The sequence below is a fragment of the Enterococcus avium ATCC 14025 genome (genome assembly GCF_000406965.1).
GTDB classification, from domain to species: Bacteria; Bacillota; Bacilli; order Lactobacillales; family Enterococcaceae; genus Enterococcus_A; species Enterococcus_A avium.
This window is the reverse complement of sequence record NZ_KE136357.1, coordinates 670,734-688,747: the sequence shown is the minus strand read 5'-3', so window position 1 is coordinate 688,747 and position 18,014 is coordinate 670,734. Positions and strand designations below refer to the sequence as shown.

The window sequence follows — 18,014 nt, the reverse complement described above, 5'->3', positions numbered from 1 at the left end:
AGCTTATGAATATCCCTTTGCACAAAAAAATTCGAATGGACTTATTGGAAAAAATTCAAAATGGAGAATATGTGGAAAATCAATTAATTCCTACTGAAATGGAGTTGGCGGAACAGTACAAGGTTAGTCGGCCTACAGTTCGTCAGGCGGTTCAGGCGCTGGTAAATGAAGGATATTTGGAGAAGCGTAAAAAAAGAGGAACGATTGTAAAAAAAACTAAGATTCAGCAAGAATTTACACATGTGATCGAGAGTTTTGATTCGGAAATGAGCCGAAAAGGAATTATTCCAAAAACAAAAGTTTTGAATTTTCAACAAGTTGCTGCTAGTGAAGAAGTAGCTGAAAACTTAGAATTAGAGCAAGGAGACTTGGTCTATAAATTAACGCGTTTACGGTACGCGGAAGAGAAACCAGTCGTATTAGTTACTAGCTATATTCCTTATGAATTGTTTCCAAAGTTCCAGAAGGTTGATTTTACAAAAGAAAAAATGTATCAAGTTTTTGAAGAAATGGGTTATCCAATTAAAACGGTCACCAGAAAGCTAGAAGTAATCAAAGCGGATGATACGATCAGCGATTTGTTAGATGTGGAAGAAGGAGATCCAATGTTCTATTTCCATACACAGGGTTTTTCGCTAGAACGTCTGCCCGTTGAGTATTCGATTTCGAAATATCGAGGAGACATTAACTACTTTGTTTTTGAACTTGCGCAATAACTTCAGATTAAATAAAATGATTTATTAAAGATAAAAGTCGAATGAACAAGGCTTGAAGTGACCCCCAAATGTTAGACTTTTTTCGGAGTAGAGAAATCTACTCCGTTTTTTGTTTCTTAAGCTAAGCGATTATGCCGCTTTCTGTGCTGTTTCTCGAAACTGAACAGGGCTTTTCCAGTTCAATTTCTGTTTCATCCGGTGATTGTTGTAGTAATAGATAAAATCATCAATCGCCGTTTTTAGTTCATCAAAACTGTGATAGGTTTCTCCATGAAAAATTTCTTGTTTTAGAAGACTGAAGAAATTCTCCATGATGGAATTATCTAAACAATTTCCTTTTCGAGACATACTTTGAAAAATTTTCTGTTTCTTTAGTTTTCGACGGTAGGCTTTCATCTGATAGGCCCAGCCTTGATCCGAGTGGAAAGTGCGACGATACGGGCAATCATTCGTGATCGCTATGGCTTCTTCTAAGCCTTCCATGATTGCCAAGGCATTTGGCTTTTCCGAGATGCGGTACGAAAGAATCTCGCTATTATACATATCCATAAACGGGTCCAGATATAACTTTCTCTGACGGATCACGCCTTTGATATCCACTTCAAGATATTTGAACTCTGTTGTATCTGTCGTAATTTTTTGGTGACAAATAGTCGTATAAAAGTGACGACGAATCCGGTGTTTCGCCACTTTCCCGACTTTTCCTCGGTAAGAACTGTAGCGCCGTGATTTCCGCGTGTATGAACGCACTTCGATTCCTAGTTTTCGAATCAAACGTTGGACTTTCTTTTTATTAACATGGAATCCACGATTCTTTAGTTCGTTCGTCATTCGTAAACAGCCATAATTTTTATGTTCTTTACGAATACGAAGCATTTCGGCTTCAATTTCTTGATCAGGGTTTTCTCTGTCAAATCGTTTTTGCCAGTACATAAACGTTGCTTTAGGAAAGTCCAAGGTCTCAAGAAGCTCAACTAATTTGAAGGGTCCTCGGAGGCTGTGGATGATTCGTGCGATTGATTCGTTCGTCTTTGTTGGGCTTCCTGATTTCGCAGCTTCCTCAGTTCTTTTAAAAAGGCATTTTCTATCTGAAGTGAACGGACTTGTTTTTCTAATTCTTTAATACGGTCGCGTTCTTCCGATGTTACTTTAACAAAATCTTTCTTTGGCTTTTCTTTTTTCTTAGGCACGGTAGGTGGACGTCCTTTCGGTTTTGAGAGTCCCTTGATACCATCATCTCGAAAACTCCGCATCCAACTGGCAATCAGAGCATGATTCCTCATACCGAGTCTATTGGCAACTTCACGATAGGACAACTCACTCGTTTGATATAACTCTATCGCATCCATCTTGAATTGAACAGAGTAAGTATTATCATAATGTTTTCGAAAGAGTCCTTCCTCACCAAATTGTTGATAGGAATTAATCCAGCTTCTTACTTGATCCGCGTTCTTAACTCCATACTTTTTCGCTAGATAGCGATAGCCACCTTTTCCATCCAAATAATCTTGAACAACTTTCAGCTTGATTTCAAAGCCATATTCAGTCATAAAAATACCGACCTCCAAAAAGTTAGATTTTTGGTCTAACTTTTGGGGGTCGGTTCAGCTGTCACTATGATAGTCATGCTCGTTCGGTTTTATTTTTTTAGAATAGCAGCTTGCAAATTCTGAAAAATTTTGCTTTCCTTCCTGCAGAAGGCTTCTTAAGAAAACTTGTTCTAGCACTTTTCTTAAGAATTTGATAGTCTTAAAAAGAAAAGAGGCGATGAAATGTTAAAAACGGATCGATTCCAAGCGATCATGTCGTTATTAGAGGTTAACGGTACAGTACGAGTCAGCGATATTATGGAGAAGTTTTCGGTTTCAGATATGACAGTCCGACGTGATTTGGACGAAATGGAGAAACAAGGATTATTAGAACGCGTCCATGGCGGAGCGAAATTGAAGGATTTTTATCGGCATGTGGAGCTTTCTCATAGGGAAAAACAGATTATGCTGCAAGAAGAAAAGCAGCGGATTGTGGAAAAGGCGAATGAAATGATCAATGATGGTGATACGATATTTCTTGGACCAGGAACTACAATCGAGCTCATGTCAAAAATCATTCAAGGGGATTCACTGCGGATTGTTACAAACTGTTTGCCTGTTTTTGAAGAATTAAATAAGCGAAAAGGGAATCGAAAAATCTATCTATTGGGTGGCGAGATGCGGGAAACAACTCAATGCTTTGTTGGTGAGATCACGAATAAATCGCTACAGGATATGAATTTTCATAAAGCATTTTTCAGCTGTAATGCTTTAAATGAACAGAAAATTATGACTTCGACTTTTGAAGAGGGCCAAACTCAACAAATCGCTCTGAATAATTCTGTTGAACGCTTTTTATTGATTGATCATTCGAAAATTGGGAAAAGAGATTTTTCAGTATATTATAATCTGAATGATGTAACGGTAGTTATAACGGATGATGATGAACAAAAGCACTATGAAAAAATCGAAAAAGAAGAAAAATATGTTGTGTAAATGAGAAACTGCCAAACTCTAGATAATTAGAACTTGGTAGTTTTTTTGTAGCCTTGAATTTAAGCAAAGTATGTTATTTTTAAGGTGCATCATTACTAATTCCTCCGAATACTTGAATACACCATTTGAAAAAAGATAGTCGATTTTTTTTGGATATTATGTATATGAGAAGGAAAAAATATCAGTATCAATCACCGCTTTATTAAGGAGGAAAAGGGATATCAAAACAACCATAGGCACTAAGTCAGCTGAAGCTCTTTGAAATGAAACGAGTTAGATCAGAAAAAGCAACATTTAAAGCGCATTCATAACCACAGGATGCGAAGCGATTCAGGAAAAACGAAGTCAAGGAATCCGCAATTAAACAACAAAAAAATCAAAAAGCACAAAACAAACAAGAACCAAAAAGAATCGTTGAGGAATACCAACAAAGGCAAGTTTAAAGGAGGTGAAAAGCAGCATAAACGTTGATAATTTCTTTATTGGGTGTGGCAAGAGATGGGCTATGCTTTTTGAAATGGTTTTTACATCTATTTATTTTTTATAGGTAAAATAATACCCCGAAGTCTAAAGACATTCGGGGTGTTTTTAGCTTATTTAGCTTCGGCTGCATAAGTCATATTATGCGCCGTTGCCGGAGATGCATTCTCTTCTTTTTCAGCTGCGTATGCAGCGTTGCGTTTTTTCATTTGACGAGCATACCAAATGAAGATTAAAAGGTATGCACCTAATGCTAAGGCAGCGTATATCACAAATTCGATTTGTCCTTGAGAAGCATTACCGACTAAATAACCTAGGAATTTTTCAATCGGGCCTTCCATCGTTGTATGAGAGATCATGGCGGACCCGCTCAAGCCGGCTGGAAAGGCTCCGACTGCTTTAGCTGTTTGAGTGACGAATGGTGCAATCAAGGTGCCTGACCATAAGAATAATGGTAATTCGATCGCGCCGATTACGATCATACGGATTAATTTTCCACGAGTTACGACCAATAGTGCTGGGGTAACACCCATTGCGATGATTCCGCCTAGTGGCAATAATTTATTTCCTGGTAAGATGATGGCTTCTAGCAACATGATTGGTGCTAATACGTTAGCGGCAGCCCAGATTTCAGCGCGGCCTGCTAAGAAAGGCCAGTCTAAACCTATGTTGATGGTACGTCCTTTTAGTCGTTTATTGGCAAAATCGGTAATCCCTTGTGATAACGGTTCTACGGCTGCGATGAACCAAGCGCCGATCAAAGAGAACAATTCCAAACAGACGGCAGCAGTAAAGGCTAGCGAGAAAATTTGCGTTGGTGTTTGTCCTGCTAGTAATCCAACAAAAATCCCCAAATAAATTCCAATTGCGAATTTTGATCCCCAGAAGCCAATTTTACTATTTAATTTGGCAGCATCGAAATCATATTTATCCAACCAAGGGAAGACTTTGTCGAAAATTTTATCGAAAACCATAATGATTGGATTCATCATGTAGTTCATATGAGTCGTAGTCATCGGGTTGCTGTCGGGTGCATTTAACAAGTCATTGAAGGTTGGTTTCATTAAGTCGGAGTTCCAAATTTTTAATACACCAATGAAAATAACTAATGCAGAAGCAATAAACAGATTAGCACCGCAGAAGATCGCGAACAAACCAACAATTGCTAAATGCCAAATATCAAAAATATCCACATCTAATGTGTCGGTTTTTTTCATTGCTAACATGATAATATTGACGATCACCATAATTAGTAAAAAATAAAGCGTGTATGGCGACCCCCATGTGATGGTTGCTAGTGGGGCCCAACCGACATCTGTAATGTTTAATGAAATACCTGTTCGTTCAACAAAAGCTGTCATAGCGTCTGAAAAAGCAGTAGTTAAAATTCCAATAATAGCTCCGATCCCAGTCAGGGCGATCCCTAATTTGATCCCGCCTTCAAGAGCGCGTGACGGTTTTACTTTAAAAAATAAAGCAATAACAGTTAATACGATGGTCATTAACGGTGCCGCCCCTAAATTAATTAGGGGGGTAAATACTTTATTGGCAATATCAATAATTGTATTCATATGTTTTTCCTTTCTTTAGTCCTATTTGTTTAATGATTGGATTGCGCTTTCCATACTTTGGTAAACAGGCTCAGCCATAGCAGGAATACGATAAAGAATAGCACCTGCATCAACGACAGGGATGTTAATGTTAAAACCCAAGTCGGTGTTGGCAATTTGTGCGAAAATGTCATAATGAGAAAGCATTTCTTCATTGATGTCTTTGATCATAACGGCGTCACAGGTGACTTGATAGCCACGATTTTTCAATTCAGTTTCCAAAGCGCTTTTGATTTGATGGCTTGAATTAACGCCTGCTCCACATGCTGCTAAAATTTTGATCATAATAATTCTCCCCTTAAAATAAGTTTATTTTTTATCCTGCGGTTAGGCAGAGACTTCTATATAAAAATGTTCTTCTAAAAAATGATAAATCGCTTCTGTGTCCTCTAATTTGAAAAACGAACACAGTTTTTCTTTGTCAACAGAATTAATGAAATCCATGATATTAGCCAACATGCCAGCCTGTGCTTCACCATTTTCGTTCAAGATCATGAAAAGAAATGAAGCGGAAATCTGATCGCTTGGCGAGATCATGTTGTAGAAAGGGATTTCATTTTTTACTTTGATTGGAATGATACGGGTGGTTCGCACAAACTCACTTTCGGTATGAGGGATAGCGATATCTGGCAATATTTTAGAGACAGGTGAGAGATCCAATCCCGTCGGATAATTACGCTCCCGTTCTAAAAGGTTCTCCAAAAAATCTTCGGTTACCAATTCTTTCTTTAACAGATCTTGATAGACTTGCTCGAACACTTCTTCTTGCGATTGCTTGTCAGAAACATAGACCGTGTCTTTGAAAAAGAATTTATTCACACAAAACAGCTCCTTTATTAGTTCGTTTATGTTTATTTATCTATTTACACGTTGAGTATAATCGCTTACAAAATCATTGTCAACACATAAACGAAAATAAACAAACAATATGTGTTGAAAAATGTTTGTAAATGTTTTATTATAGGGTCGTGGAGGTACAGAATATGCTGAAAACAGAACGACAGCGTTCGATCTTAGCGATGTGTGATCGCTATGGGACGATCACAGTCAAATTTATTCAGGAAGTACTGAATGTTTCAGATATGACGATCCGCCGAGATCTAGAGGAACTCGCGCAGAAGAAAAAGCTTTTACGCGTTCATGGCGGTGCACAAAAAATCGATTATCTGGAAATGTCGACTTCTATAGAAGCAAACGAGCTTTCTCATACTGAAAAAAAAAAGCTGCATACAAAAGAGAAGGAATACATCGCTAAAAATGCGGCGGCTCATATCAATCAAGAAGACGACACGATTTTTCTTGGATCGGGTACAACGATCGAATTAATGACACGATACATCAAGCCGTCATCTCTCCGAATCGTTACCAATAGTCTGCCGGTTTTCAATCTATTAAGTGAAATAAAAAGATTTGAACTGTATTTGATCGGTGGGCTTTATCGGGAAAAGACTGGAGCCTTTGTCGGTTCAATTGCCAATGAAGCTGTTCAAAAAATCGGTATTAAGAAGGCTTTTGTCGGAGTGAATGGATTGAAGGGTTCGGAGGTTTCGAATTTCAGTATTGAAGAAGGTACCTTGCAAAAAATTGTTTTAGATAATGCGGCAGAAAAATGTTTGGTTTCAGATGCAAACAAATTCGACCATAGCGATTTTTATAATTTCTATGATTTGCGCAAGATCGACAAATTATTTACGGATTCTACTCTTTCAGCCGAGCTGAAGAGTTATTATCAGCAATTCACTAAAATCATTCAGTAAAAAATAGGAGGAAACAAAAATGCGTGTAGTAATTGGTTCAGACAGTGATGGCATGGAATTAAAGGAATTAATCAAGAAAAAATTGATCAAGAAAGGTATAACAGTAGTAGATAAGAGTGAAACGGCTTCAGAAGATTTTGTGGAATCAACTTTGGCGATCGCAAATGATTTGAATGAAAACGAAGGTAGTTTAGGAATCGCGGTTGATGGCTACGGTGCTGGCAGTTTTATCACGGCAACAAAGGTTAAAGGAATGGTAGCGGCAGAAGTTTCGGATGAACGCAGTGCGTATATGACCCGTGAACATAATAATTCCCGGATGATCACATTTGGATCAAAAATTGTTGGCGATGAGTTGGCATTGAATATTGTTAAGGAATTTCTACAAGCAAATTATGATGGCGGTCGTCATCAAGTACGTGTCGACATGTTAAATAAAATGGCGTAATTAGGAAGGATGAATGAAATGAAAATCGCAATTGGCTGTGACCACATCGTCACAGATACAAAAATGGCAGTATCAGATTTCTTAAAATCAAAAGGACATGAAGTGTTGGATATGGGGACCTATGACTTTACCAGAACCCATTATCCGATCTACGGAAAAAAAGTCGGAGAGGCCGTGACTAGCGGAGAAGCAGATCTAGGAGTTTGTTTGTGTGGAACAGGTGTTGGGATTAACAACGCTGTCAATAAAGTACCTGGTATCCGCAGTGCGCTGGTTCGCGATATGACGACTGCTATCTATGCGAAGGAACAACTAAATGCCAATGTGATCGGCTTTGGCGCTCGGATTACGGGAGAATTTTTGATCTGTGACATATTAGAGGCCTTCATCAATGCCGATTATCAAGAAACTGAAGAAAACAAAAAATTGATCGCCAAAATCGATCACGTCGAAAAAGCCAGTGACAAGCAGTCTGATCCGCATTTCTTCGATGAATTTATCGAGAAATGGGATCGTGGCGAATACCACGATTAAGCGGGTGGACAAATGATTTTAACAATAACGATGAATCCCTCGATTGATATTTCTTATCCATTAGAAACCTTCAAGCTCGACACAGTCAATAGAGTAAGAAATGTTCGCAAAACAGCTGGCGGTAAGGGTCTAAATGTGACACGTATCTTGAAGCAATTAGATACGGAGGTGATTGCTAGTGGTTTAATCGGCGGTTTTTTAGGTGAAGAGATTAAAAAGGACCTGACTCAAAATGAGATTGCTCATGACTTTTTACCTATCAGCGGAGAGACACGTAATTGCATCGCTGTTTTACATGAAGGAAAACAGACGGAAATCCTAGAAAATGGACCTGTTATTACTGAACAAGAAGCAAGGGCGTTCTTGCAACATTTCGAAAAATTAGCTGTTAAAGCCGAAATCATTTCTTTTTCAGGAAGCTTGCCAGAAGGATTGCCTGCTGATTTTTATCGACAAATGCTGCAAGTTTGTCAGCCAAAGCCTGTCGTTTTAGATTGTTCAGGGACAGCATTAAGGGAAGTGTTGCGAGGCAGTGTAAAGCCTAAGCTAATAAAACCCAATACCGAAGAGCTGGCTGGTCTGCTAGGACGAGAAATCTCAACAGAATTATCAGATTTAAAAGCCGCCTTGTCAGATTCGATGTTTGATGAAATTGAATGGATAGTGGTTTCAATGGGGGGCGACGGAGCCTTTGCCAAACATCACGAGACTTTTTATCGCGTGACAATTCCAAAGATTGATGTCGTCAATCCAGTTGGCTCTGGTGATGCGACCGTTGCCGGATTGACCGCTGCGATTCAACAAGGTCTTTCGGATGAAGCCGTGTTAAAACAGGGCAATGTTTTAGGAATGCTGAATGCTCAGGAAGCGACGACTGGCTATGTCCAATTAGCCAATTATCAAAAACTATATGATCAAATCTTAGTGGAGAAAGTGTAGGAGGATACGGAAATGAACGAAGAAAAACGTCAATATATCAAGCAACTATGCAATGAAGATGGAGTGATTGGGGCCTTAGCAATTGATCAACGCGGGGCTTTGAAGAAGATGATCACAAAATTCAAGGGCAGCGAAGCAGAAGAATCAGAAATCGTTGAATTTAAAGAAATTGTTTCTTCACAATTAACGAAATATGCTTCATCGATTTTATTAGATCCCGAATATGGCTTGCCAGCAGCTGACGTTAGAGCAAAAAATGCCGGCTTGCTGTTAGCTTATGAAAAGACTGGTTACGATGCGTCAACGCCTGGCCGTTTGCCTGATTTATTATCGATCTGGTCAGTTAAACGCTTAAAAGAAGCAGGCGCCGATGCTTGTAAGTTCCTACTTTACTATGATGTAGACGAAGCAGAAGAAATCAACGACCAAAAACATGCCTTCATCGAACGGATTGGCTCAGAATGTCAGGCTGAAAACTTACCCTTCTTCTTGGAGCTTGTTTCTTATGATGCGAATATCTCTGATGCGACTTCGAAAGAATACGCCATTAAGAAACCTCATAAAGTCAACGATATGATGAAGGAATTTTCTGATCCACGTTATGGCGTAGATGTGTTGAAGGTGGAAGTGCCCGTCAATATGAATTATGTAGAAGACTATGGGACAGACGAAGTCGTGTACACAAAGGCACAAGCGGCTAACTTCTTCAAGGAACAGGCTGAAGCCACTAACCTGCCATTTATTTTCCTAAGCGCCGGTGTAAAAGCAGAGTTGTTCCAAGAAACCTTGCGCTTTGCAAAAAGTGCTGGCTCAACCTTCAATGGTGTACTTTGCGGCCGTGCGACTTGGGCAGATGGTGTAGAAAGCTATATCGTTGATGGAAAAGAAGCAGCGATGGAATGGATGAATACGCAAGGGCGTAAAAATATTGAAGATTTAAATGCCGTATTGAAAGAAACTGCTACACCGGTGGAAGTGTTAACGAGCTCTTTATCATAAGAAATCAGACTGTGAAGCACAATTGCTTGCAGTCTTTTTTTTACATAAAGCGTAAAATCATGCTGCATTATTAGGGGTACGAATTCTAAAATAGTAAGTGAGTTAAAACGAGGGGGTTTTTCTGTTAGAGAGGTTTTCTTGCATGGGGTACTTAATGGCTTGATGGCAATTTTCAGTATTCTAACGAGGCTTATTGGTCATAAACCAACGAACTTTGAAAAGTATATACAAGAAAACCAAGCAAATAGAAAGTAGTGAGACTGGAGCAAAGGTTCCAGTCTTTTCCTATTCTAGGTATTTTCAAACAGTAAAATCACTCTTAATTATACTTTTTTTAACAGAATGTATGAATTTCTTCAAATCTTCACAAAAAGAACGTGGACTTTGAAGAAGAGCATGTACTATGCTAAAAAGCATAAGTGTAATTACTAAATCCATACGAGGAGTGAATATACATGCGTGTACTGGTGGTTGAGGACAATCGTGAGCTGGCTTTATCCGTAAAAAAGGGATTAGAGCAGGAGAATATTTCTGTAGACGTAGCTTATGACGGTGAGTTGGGAGAAGAGAAGGCCTTCATCAATTCATACGATGGGATACTACTAGATTTAAATCTGCCTAAAAAAGATGGATTATCTGTTTTACAAAGTCTCCGTGCTGAAGAAGTCGAAAGTCCAGTTATCATTATTACTGCACGTGATGAGATTGAAGAACGAGCAAAAGGCTTGGATTTTGGAGCGGATGATTATTTAGTCAAACCTTTTGAGTTACTAGAATTAAAAGCACGGATACGCGCGGTTATTCGTCGTTATCATGGACGTGCACTGCCGCAGATTTCAATTGGTGCTTTGAAGATTGATCCATTAGGTCGAAGAGTCAGCTATCAAAAGACAGAGGTGGTCCTGAAACCCAAGGAATTTGATATCTTGCTGTGCATCGCTCAGCGTCATCCAGCGGTTGTTTCGTCTGAGGAAATTTCTGAACATGTCTACGATGAAGATTTTGATCCTTTTTCGTCGGTTCTGCGAGTGCATCTGGCTCGTCTAAAAAAGAAATTGGCTGAAGCAGCTGAAAAAGAGGTCTTAAAAACCATTCGAGCAAAGGGATACCAGCTATGCGATTAAATTTTAAAATGACGTTAACGATGCTGGCTTTTTCACTGTTGGTGACAGGCGTGATTTTAGTGAGTTTCTTCTTTCTGAGAAATAATTTGGAGGGAATCAGTATCGCATCTACCTTAGGTGAAGATGTTTATTTTATGGAAGAGGGTAAGACGGTTCAAGCAGAGACGCAGATGGAAGCTTCTAAATCTTCCAACAATCAATTTATGACTATTTCGATGATAGATAAAGCTTACCAGGACGAACTGTTTAAATACTTACCAGCGATGGTGCTGGTTATTTGTTCTGCCATCATGTTATTAACGTTTATTCTTTGGTTGGTTTTGCGCAAAATTTACAGCAATCAAATCTTAGCGATTACGCGTGATTTAACGTTTATTGATCAAGTACCTAAAAATACTGTGAAGGATGAGGCATTAAATGCGGCTTTTAATAAGCTAAAGGATAAGTTCGATGGTCATTTGGAGGATTATCGACGGTTAAATAGTTATCTGACCCACGAGCAGAAAAATGCCATCGCTATTTTGCGTACGAATCTGGAAATAGAACGGCAACATGCCGATCAAGGAAATTTAATGCTTTTAGATCGGATGACCGACAGTATTGACGATATTTTGACATTATCCAATAACACAGAGGATCTTAGCACGGAAGTCGTAGACGTTTCACTGATCTGTGCGGAAGTTTGTGATGCCTACAAAAAGAATTATCCGAATCTTTTGTTTGCGTTTACTGAAGATCAACCAACCCTGATTCATGGTCGAGATCGTTGGATTTATCGGGCGGTTTCGAATTTAGTCGACAATGCAATCAAATATGGTGAAGGAAAACTGGTAACTGTCACCATTTCAAACCGAAAAGGTAGCGTGATTATCGAAGTAAAAGATCAGGGAATCGGCATTCCTCAGAAGAAACAGGCATCAATTTTTTCTCATCAGTACCGAGTGCAAGGACTCAAGCAGGATGGCTATGGTATCGGACTTTCTGTGGTGTCTCATGTCTGTGATCTTTGTCGCGGGTTTGTCTATTTGGAAAGTGAAGAAAAAAACGGTTCGTCATTCTATTTAAGTTTTCCTAGTATTGGTTAACATTCAGTTAACACTGGATTTGCTAAGATACGCTCATAGGAGGAGAAGTAAGCGATGATCATCATCCGACATGCTTGGCTAAATCTTAAACGCAACCGCTTCAGTCATCTAAAAAATGGCTGCTTCATTTTAATGATCTTGCTGTTTGTATTTATGCTGCTGCAGGTTTATTTAACCGCTTCAGCCTATTTTTCAGATTATCAAGAGCAAACGTCAGCGATAATAAAAGGCGTGCAAGATTTAAAAAACGAACAAGCAAACAAATTTAATATGACCGATTACGAAACATTAAAAGCAAAGCCTTATGTAAAAAAGAGTCAATTAACGAGACAGGGGATCATCCCAACTAGTTTGCAGCAACCGGAAGATCAAATGTTCGGCAGCTTTTCCAGCTCTTCATCAGAGCAAAATCTAGATGACTACTTATCAGTGTCAATGTTGGAGGACGATGCGTTAAAAACGTTGTTGTCCACTAAAAAGGCTAAACTCCAAGGGAATATTCCTTTAAAAAAGAACAGCTGTGTGGTTAATCGTTCTTTGGCTAAGATTAACAAGTTGAAACTAGGAGATACAATTATGCTGGGAGGAAAAGGGCAAGAGCACAAGATCAAAATTGTAGGCATAGCTGAATTTTCAACGATAGAATGGTCATCAGCTCCAAGTAGCATCTTAATCAGCTGGGAAACAGGTTCAGCGGTGGAGCAAAATATGGTATCGAATTTTTCTTGTGTAATGTATCAATTGACCGATAAAAAGGAATTAAAAAATTTTGTAAAAGACTTTAAAAAACAAAATCTTTTAAAAATTATTCTCTAATCAATCAAAGTTGGGCACAAGAAATTTTAAAGTCGTTTAAGGATACGCTTGATCTGTTGTTTAACGGAGTAGTTGTTGCACTGATTATTGGGCTTTTAGTGATTGCTGTTTGTTCCACATTAGCAATTAATCAGCGACAAGATTTTTATACGTTGCATTTGATGGGGATGAATCCCAAGGTTTTATCGGCGAGCAGTTCATTAGAAAATAGCTTGCTTATAATTGGGCTCGGAGTAATCGCATTTTTTAGTTCTCGACAATTGAGTGGCTGGATTACTGGCGAGTGGCTAATCAAGCTGCAAAAGAGTTTGACTGAACAAGAGCCATTTGTTGACTGGACGATCCCCCATTTAGAGCAAAGGTTGGACAGTTGGACAAATTATTCAGCGGTTCTTTTTTTAGTAGTCTGTCTATTTATGATGTTGATAATAACCAATCTTCGAATTGCTAAAATTGTTCGTGCTCCCTTACAGGTGGTGGCAAAGCCATGACAAAATGGAACTTGGATCAGGTTAACTATCGTTATAAACATTCAAAGATCCCGACATTTGACAAGATTCGAGGCAGCTTTCAAACAGGAAAAAGCTACCAAATTTCTGGTGATTCTGGCAGTGGCAAGTCTACGCTTTTGACCTTATTCGCTGGTTTAATCACTTGCTCTAGCGGTTCCTTAACTTACGATCATCAAGAAATTGCTAAGATTGATCGAAACCATTATCGAAGCCAAGAGGTCGCTTGCTTATTTCAAGATGGCAGTCTCCTGAAGGACTCAGCCTTGGCCAATCTGGAAATGGAGACGCTACTATCCGGTAGAAAGGTCGATAAGGACGTGTTAATACGCGGCTTGTTATCGATAGGTCTATCGGAAAAACAGTTAAACATTCCCTTGACTAAATTAAGTAAGAAAGATCAGCAGCTCGTTGCTTTAGCAAAATTATTGATGAAAAAGCGGGCGCAATTGATTTTAGTCGATGAGCCTGAAAAGGTTTTTAGTGAGTGCGGAGTATCTTTTGCCATGAATAAGCTTAGAAGTCATAGTCTGCAGGAAAAGAAATGCTTCATTTTTACAACACAATCCACGCAATCGGTCAAATTTGCGGATGAGCTATGGGGACTTAATGGAGGGAAGTTACTCTTCATCAAAGAACAAGTCGAACTGTAGCATGATCTCGCTTTCCAACCATCTAAGTTCTTTGATAGGAAGGATGTTACGATGAATTATTGGAAACGAGCAAAAAACAGTATCTTAAGAACAAAAGGGAAATCATTAATCCTATTTGCGGTCATTTTTGTATTAGGAAATGTCATTGCCGGAGCAATCGCGATCCAGCAATCAACAACCAATGTTGAAAAGAAGATGAAACAGGAGTTAGGAGCAACGGTCTCTGCCGAACCGGATTTAAACAAAATCCTGAAGCAAAATGAGAATGGTGAAATGCAGGTTTCCTCCCAGAACGAACGACTAAAGGAAGAAACCATTAAAAAAATGGGCGCGTCACCCTATGTAAAGGATTATGATTATAGCTATATGGCTTATTTGTATGTGAAGAAGTTCAAAACCTATGAACTTCAAGATCAAGGAGACATTCATTTCGCTACCCCCTACAACTCAATGACCTTAAAGGGAAGTAATAGTACCGAACCAATGGATTTCAAAAATAAAAAAGTTAAGCTGGTTGATGGCCGTATGCTGACTAAAGAAGAACTGGCTGGCAAAAAACCAGTAGCGTTGATTTCTAAGAAGGTGGCCGATGAAAATGGCCTATCCGTTGGCGACCAAATGGTTTTAGATACCGTCACTTTGCTTCCAAAAGAGGACGGCTCAATGGATACTCAGGATTCCACAGAGCATGGCATCAAGATCGTGGGCCTATTTGAACCAATCAAGCTGGAGAAAAAGAAAAAAGAAGGACAAAACGGACAAGACGCTCTGAACCAGCAGATTACTGAATTGGAGCAATACAACACCGCTTTTGTTTCCAACGGTTTAGTACGGGAAATCAATAAGATTGAGATGGACAACCAGCCGGAAGAATTGAAGGAAGATTCTGAGGGGGAAGTGTCGCCGATTTTCACTTTGAAATCACCAGATGATGTGGCTGCTTTTAAAAAGGAAATGAAGCCGTTATTGCCAGATGGCTATAAAGCGGTTGCTTCTACGGATGAGTTTGACAAGGTAGGGGCAAGTGTTAAGCGCCTTTCTAAAATCTCTGGTTATGTCGTACTGCTGGCGATTCTAGCCTCCTTATTGATCATCACTCTCGTAGTCGTGTTGTTTATGAAAGATCGCCGACATGAGTGGGGGATTTATTTATCACTGGGAGAGCATCGAAAGAATATCATGAAGCAGGTCATTGCTGAACTGTTAGTGATTAGTCTAGCTGCTTTACTGATTTCCTTAGTATCAGGAAATATTTTAGGGAAAATGGTCTCTGAATCATTGATTGCAGGGGATGCGATGGAGCAGTCTGCGCAGGATATCGGTTCGCAAATGATTTCAATGGGCGGGAATGCTTCGGTTTTAGCTTCCTCGTTGTCAAATCAAGATGTCTTAAATAATTACGAAGTACGTTTTTCTATGACATACATTGCGACCTATCTGATCGCTGGTATCGGAACGATTCTTTTAGCCGCTATCTTACCTTTGACGTATGTGATGCGGTTGAATCCGAAGAAAATCATGATGTAGGAGGAATGACAATGACGATTTTAGAAGCAAAAGACTTAAGCTATTTCTATCAAGATGGTGAAAAAAGACGGATGATCCTGCAAGATACCTCAGTGAAATTTGAAAAAGGGCAATTCTATACGATTTTAGGTGAATCTGGGTCAGGAAAAACGACCTTTTTATCCTTAATCAGTGCCTTAGATGCTCCGACAGCAGGTGAAATTTTATATAATGGTGAAGATATCAGGCACATTGGTTACGATCGTTTTCGCAGAGACGATGTCAGTATTATTTTTCAAAATTACAATCTGGTTCCTTATTTGACAGGATTAGAAAATGTATTAGTAGCTATGTCCATCACGGATAATGAGATGCCTAGAGATACGACTGAGATCGCCTACAATCTTTTGGATTATATTGGAATTAACAAGGTTAAGGCGGATCGATTAGTCAATCAGCTTTCAGGTGGTGAACAGCAACGGATCGCAATCGCACGAGCCTTAGCGACCAATGTAGACATCATTTTAGCGGATGAACCAACGGGAAATCTAGATGTTGGGATGGAAGAGGAAATCGTGACGATTTTCAAGGAATTGGCTTCGATTCATAATAAATGTGTAATCGTTGTGACGCATTCTAGAGAAATAGCGGAACAGTCTGATCAGATCTTTTACTTAAATCAAGGTGAGCTGCTGCCGTATGAGTGATTTTTTATCAAACTTTAACGGAGATAATTACGATCGTCGCAAGCAGGAAAAAGAACCGCGAGAACCCAAAAAGGAAGCTCCTAAAAAAGTGAAGCAGGAAGTATCTTCGGAAAAACAAGAGAAGGCGCCCGAACCAAAGCTTAGAAGTAGAAATAAAACAAATGAGGCTACTATCGAGATTGATCCTTCCTATAAAAAACAGAAAAGGAAGAAACGTCGCTGGGTCATTCTGGGAGCAATCGCCGCTGTTCTAGCTTTAGGGGTATTTTACTATCAGCAAACCCACGTCAAGGTTCCGAATTTTATCGGAAAAAATTTGTCTGATTTACAGGTTTGGGCTTCGGAAAATAAAATCAAAACCAAAATCAAGGAATCCTATGATTTAGCTAAAGATGCGAATACTATTCTTGCACAGAAACAAAAAAGTGGTTCACGGATTAAAAAAGGCGGCATTTTAAACGTCACGAACAGTCTGGGGGCAGACCCTAAAGAAAAAATTCCACTGCCTGATTTTATGCAGATGAACAAGCAGCAGGTGGAAAGATGGATTAAAGAGAAAAAAGCGGATAATCTTTCATTGATTGAGGAATACAGCGATACGATTGAAAAGGGACGACCGATTCGCTTTGAAATTGCCAATGCTGAAGTGACACCAGAAAACTATCGACGAAAAGATTCTGCGAAGGTTTATTTTTCTAAAGGCAAGCAAACCTATCAAAAGGACATCAAGGTTCCCAATTTTCTGCGTAAGCCGCGTAGTGAAGTTGAAACCTGGGCCAAAAATAATGAAATCAATATGACTTATGAGGAAAAAACCTCAAACGATATTCCAGTTGATAGTATCATGGAGCAAAGTATTGCCAAGGATGAAAAAATTGCCAAAAAAGAAAAGATGAAGGTTACTGTTTCTTTAGGCAAGGGCTATGTCGTTCCAAATTTCTCTGAGTATAATCTCGACGACGCAAGCTCTGCGTTGGAGGGAGTCCAAATTCAAGCAAAAGGTATTTACACGGAAAATCTACCTTATGGTCAGCTAGTCTCTCAAAGTGAAGAGGCTGGGAAGGTACTAAGTGCGAAGGATAATTTAACGATCAAGGTGTTGTACTCCTTAGGGCAACCTTACATGAAAGATTTACGCGGCACGATGGTGGAAGGCGGACTGCAAAAATACTTCCACGATGAGTTTCAATCCAAAGGTGCCAACATTAATTATGTCATTCGGCGGGTTGACTCCGATCAGCCGAAAGGGACTGTTGTGGGAATGAGTCATTTCAGTGATTATGTTCCACTGAATCTTACGGTTTCTATCGATATTAGTTTAGGTAATTTGGGCTCCGCACCAACTAGTTTTCCTAATAATACGAACGGTGAGAACACGGGAGTCGGAAATGAAGCAAATGGCGGAAACCAAGGAACGCCTAGCGAGTAATTTCTAAGGCTAAAAGGAAATATATTCGTCTTTGAATAAATAAAGTGAACAAAATGCATAAACCCATTCGATAATTTATCGAATGGGTTTATTTGCGACTGTTTAAAAATGATTATTTGCAATATAACAATGATTATATTAATATAAAAATATATAAAATGTCATTTAATTGTTTTT

At 39.1% G+C, this 18,014-nt stretch carries 19 protein-coding genes; 15 read left to right on the top strand and 4 right to left on the bottom strand.

Going from position 1 to position 18,014, the window contains the following annotated elements:
• Positions 1-5 precede the first annotated feature (5 nt).
• Positions 6-716: a GntR family transcriptional regulator gene (locus OMU_RS03245; RefSeq protein ID WP_016178530.1), complete on the top strand. Its 711-nt coding sequence runs from the start codon at positions 6-8 to the stop codon at positions 714-716.
• A gap of 129 nt (positions 717-845) precedes the next feature.
• On the opposite strand, the gene OMU_RS22780 is transcribed toward OMU_RS03245, so the two are convergent.
• Positions 846-2,266, bottom strand: a protein-coding gene (locus OMU_RS22780; protein ID WP_233421602.1) for an IS3 family transposase whose coding sequence is annotated in 2 segments (ribosomal slippage) — positions 846-1,789 and positions 1,789-2,266 — 1,422 coding nt in all. Because the reading frame shifts where the segments join, the coding sequence is not laid out codon by codon here.
• Between the two features lie 222 nt (positions 2,267-2,488).
• On the opposite strand from OMU_RS22780, the gene OMU_RS03230 reads away from it, so the two are divergent.
• Positions 2,489-3,241, top strand: a complete 753-nt coding sequence (locus OMU_RS03230; protein WP_002350442.1) for a DeoR/GlpR family DNA-binding transcription regulator — start codon at positions 2,489-2,491, stop codon at positions 3,239-3,241.
• A 593-nt stretch (positions 3,242-3,834) separates the two neighbouring features.
• On the opposite strand, the gene OMU_RS03225 is transcribed toward OMU_RS03230, so the two are convergent.
• The 3 genes from OMU_RS03225 to OMU_RS03215 are packed head-to-tail and all read right to left on the bottom strand — an operon-like array spanning position 3,835 to position 6,150.
• On the bottom strand, positions 3,835-5,292 hold the full coding sequence (locus OMU_RS03225; protein WP_016178529.1) for a PTS galactitol transporter subunit IIC: 1,458 nt from the start codon (positions 5,290-5,292) through the stop codon (positions 3,835-3,837).
• Between the two features lie 21 nt (positions 5,293-5,313).
• Entirely contained in the window at positions 5,314-5,616 is a 303-nt protein-coding gene (locus tag OMU_RS03220; protein WP_016178528.1) for a PTS sugar transporter subunit IIB, read from the bottom strand.
• A gap of 42 nt (positions 5,617-5,658) precedes the next feature.
• Entirely contained in the window at positions 5,659-6,150 is a 492-nt protein-coding gene (locus tag OMU_RS03215) for a PTS sugar transporter subunit IIA (protein WP_016178527.1), read from the bottom strand.
• A gap of 164 nt (positions 6,151-6,314) precedes the next feature.
• Between OMU_RS03215 and OMU_RS03210 the strand changes: the two genes are divergently transcribed.
• The 13 genes from OMU_RS03210 (at position 6,315) to OMU_RS03150 (ending at position 17,837) form a co-directional block, all read left to right on the top strand.
• Positions 6,315-7,088, top strand: coding sequence for a DeoR/GlpR family DNA-binding transcription regulator (locus tag OMU_RS03210; RefSeq protein ID WP_010731480.1), 774 nt, complete (start codon positions 6,315-6,317; stop codon positions 7,086-7,088).
• A gap of 19 nt (positions 7,089-7,107) precedes the next feature.
• Positions 7,108-7,536 carry a galactose-6-phosphate isomerase subunit LacA gene (lacA, locus tag OMU_RS03205; RefSeq protein ID WP_016178526.1) on the top strand — a complete coding sequence of 143 codons (429 nt, stop codon included), beginning with the start codon at positions 7,108-7,110 and terminating at the stop codon, positions 7,534-7,536.
• A gap of 18 nt (positions 7,537-7,554) precedes the next feature.
• On the top strand, positions 7,555-8,070 hold the full coding sequence (lacB, locus tag OMU_RS03200; RefSeq protein ID WP_010731482.1) for a galactose-6-phosphate isomerase subunit LacB: 516 nt from the start codon (positions 7,555-7,557) through the stop codon (positions 8,068-8,070).
• 12 nt (positions 8,071-8,082) lie between these two features.
• Entirely contained in the window at positions 8,083-9,009 is a 927-nt protein-coding gene (gene lacC, locus OMU_RS03195; protein ID WP_016178525.1) for a tagatose-6-phosphate kinase, read from the top strand.
• Between the two features lie 12 nt (positions 9,010-9,021).
• Positions 9,022-10,008: a tagatose-bisphosphate aldolase gene (lacD, locus tag OMU_RS03190; RefSeq protein ID WP_016178524.1), complete on the top strand. Its 987-nt coding sequence runs from the start codon at positions 9,022-9,024 to the stop codon at positions 10,006-10,008.
• 455 nt (positions 10,009-10,463) lie between these two features.
• Positions 10,464-11,132, top strand: a complete 669-nt coding sequence (locus OMU_RS03185) for a response regulator transcription factor (protein WP_016178523.1) — start codon at positions 10,464-10,466, stop codon at positions 11,130-11,132.
• Positions 11,123-12,217: a sensor histidine kinase gene (locus tag OMU_RS03180; protein WP_016178522.1), complete on the top strand. Its 1,095-nt coding sequence runs from the start codon at positions 11,123-11,125 to the stop codon at positions 12,215-12,217. Before OMU_RS03185 ends, OMU_RS03180 begins: the two co-directional genes overlap by 10 nt.
• A 54-nt stretch (positions 12,218-12,271) precedes the next feature.
• A complete protein-coding gene (locus OMU_RS03175; RefSeq protein WP_016178521.1) occupies positions 12,272-13,033 on the top strand; it encodes an ABC transporter permease family protein in 762 nt (253 codons plus the stop codon).
• 56 nt (positions 13,034-13,089) lie between these two features.
• Positions 13,090-13,524 carry an FtsX-like permease family protein gene (locus OMU_RS03170; protein ID WP_016178520.1) on the top strand — a complete coding sequence of 145 codons (435 nt, stop codon included), beginning with the start codon at positions 13,090-13,092 and terminating at the stop codon, positions 13,522-13,524.
• Positions 13,521-14,195 carry an ATP-binding cassette domain-containing protein gene (locus OMU_RS03165; protein ID WP_016178519.1) on the top strand — a complete coding sequence of 225 codons (675 nt, stop codon included), beginning with the start codon at positions 13,521-13,523 and terminating at the stop codon, positions 14,193-14,195. The genes OMU_RS03170 and OMU_RS03165 overlap by 4 nt, the downstream gene beginning before the upstream one ends.
• Before the next feature lie 51 nt (positions 14,196-14,246).
• Complete coding sequence (locus OMU_RS03160; RefSeq protein WP_016178518.1) at positions 14,247-15,722, top strand: ABC transporter permease; 1,476 nt, start codon at positions 14,247-14,249, stop codon at positions 15,720-15,722.
• Positions 15,723-15,733: 11 nt separating this feature from the next.
• Entirely contained in the window at positions 15,734-16,408 is a 675-nt protein-coding gene (locus tag OMU_RS03155; RefSeq protein WP_016178517.1) for an ABC transporter ATP-binding protein, read from the top strand.
• A complete protein-coding gene (locus OMU_RS03150) occupies positions 16,401-17,837 on the top strand; it encodes a PASTA domain-containing protein (protein WP_016178516.1) in 1,437 nt (478 codons plus the stop codon). The genes OMU_RS03155 and OMU_RS03150 overlap by 8 nt, the downstream gene beginning before the upstream one ends.
• Positions 17,838-18,014: the final 177 nt, after the last annotated feature.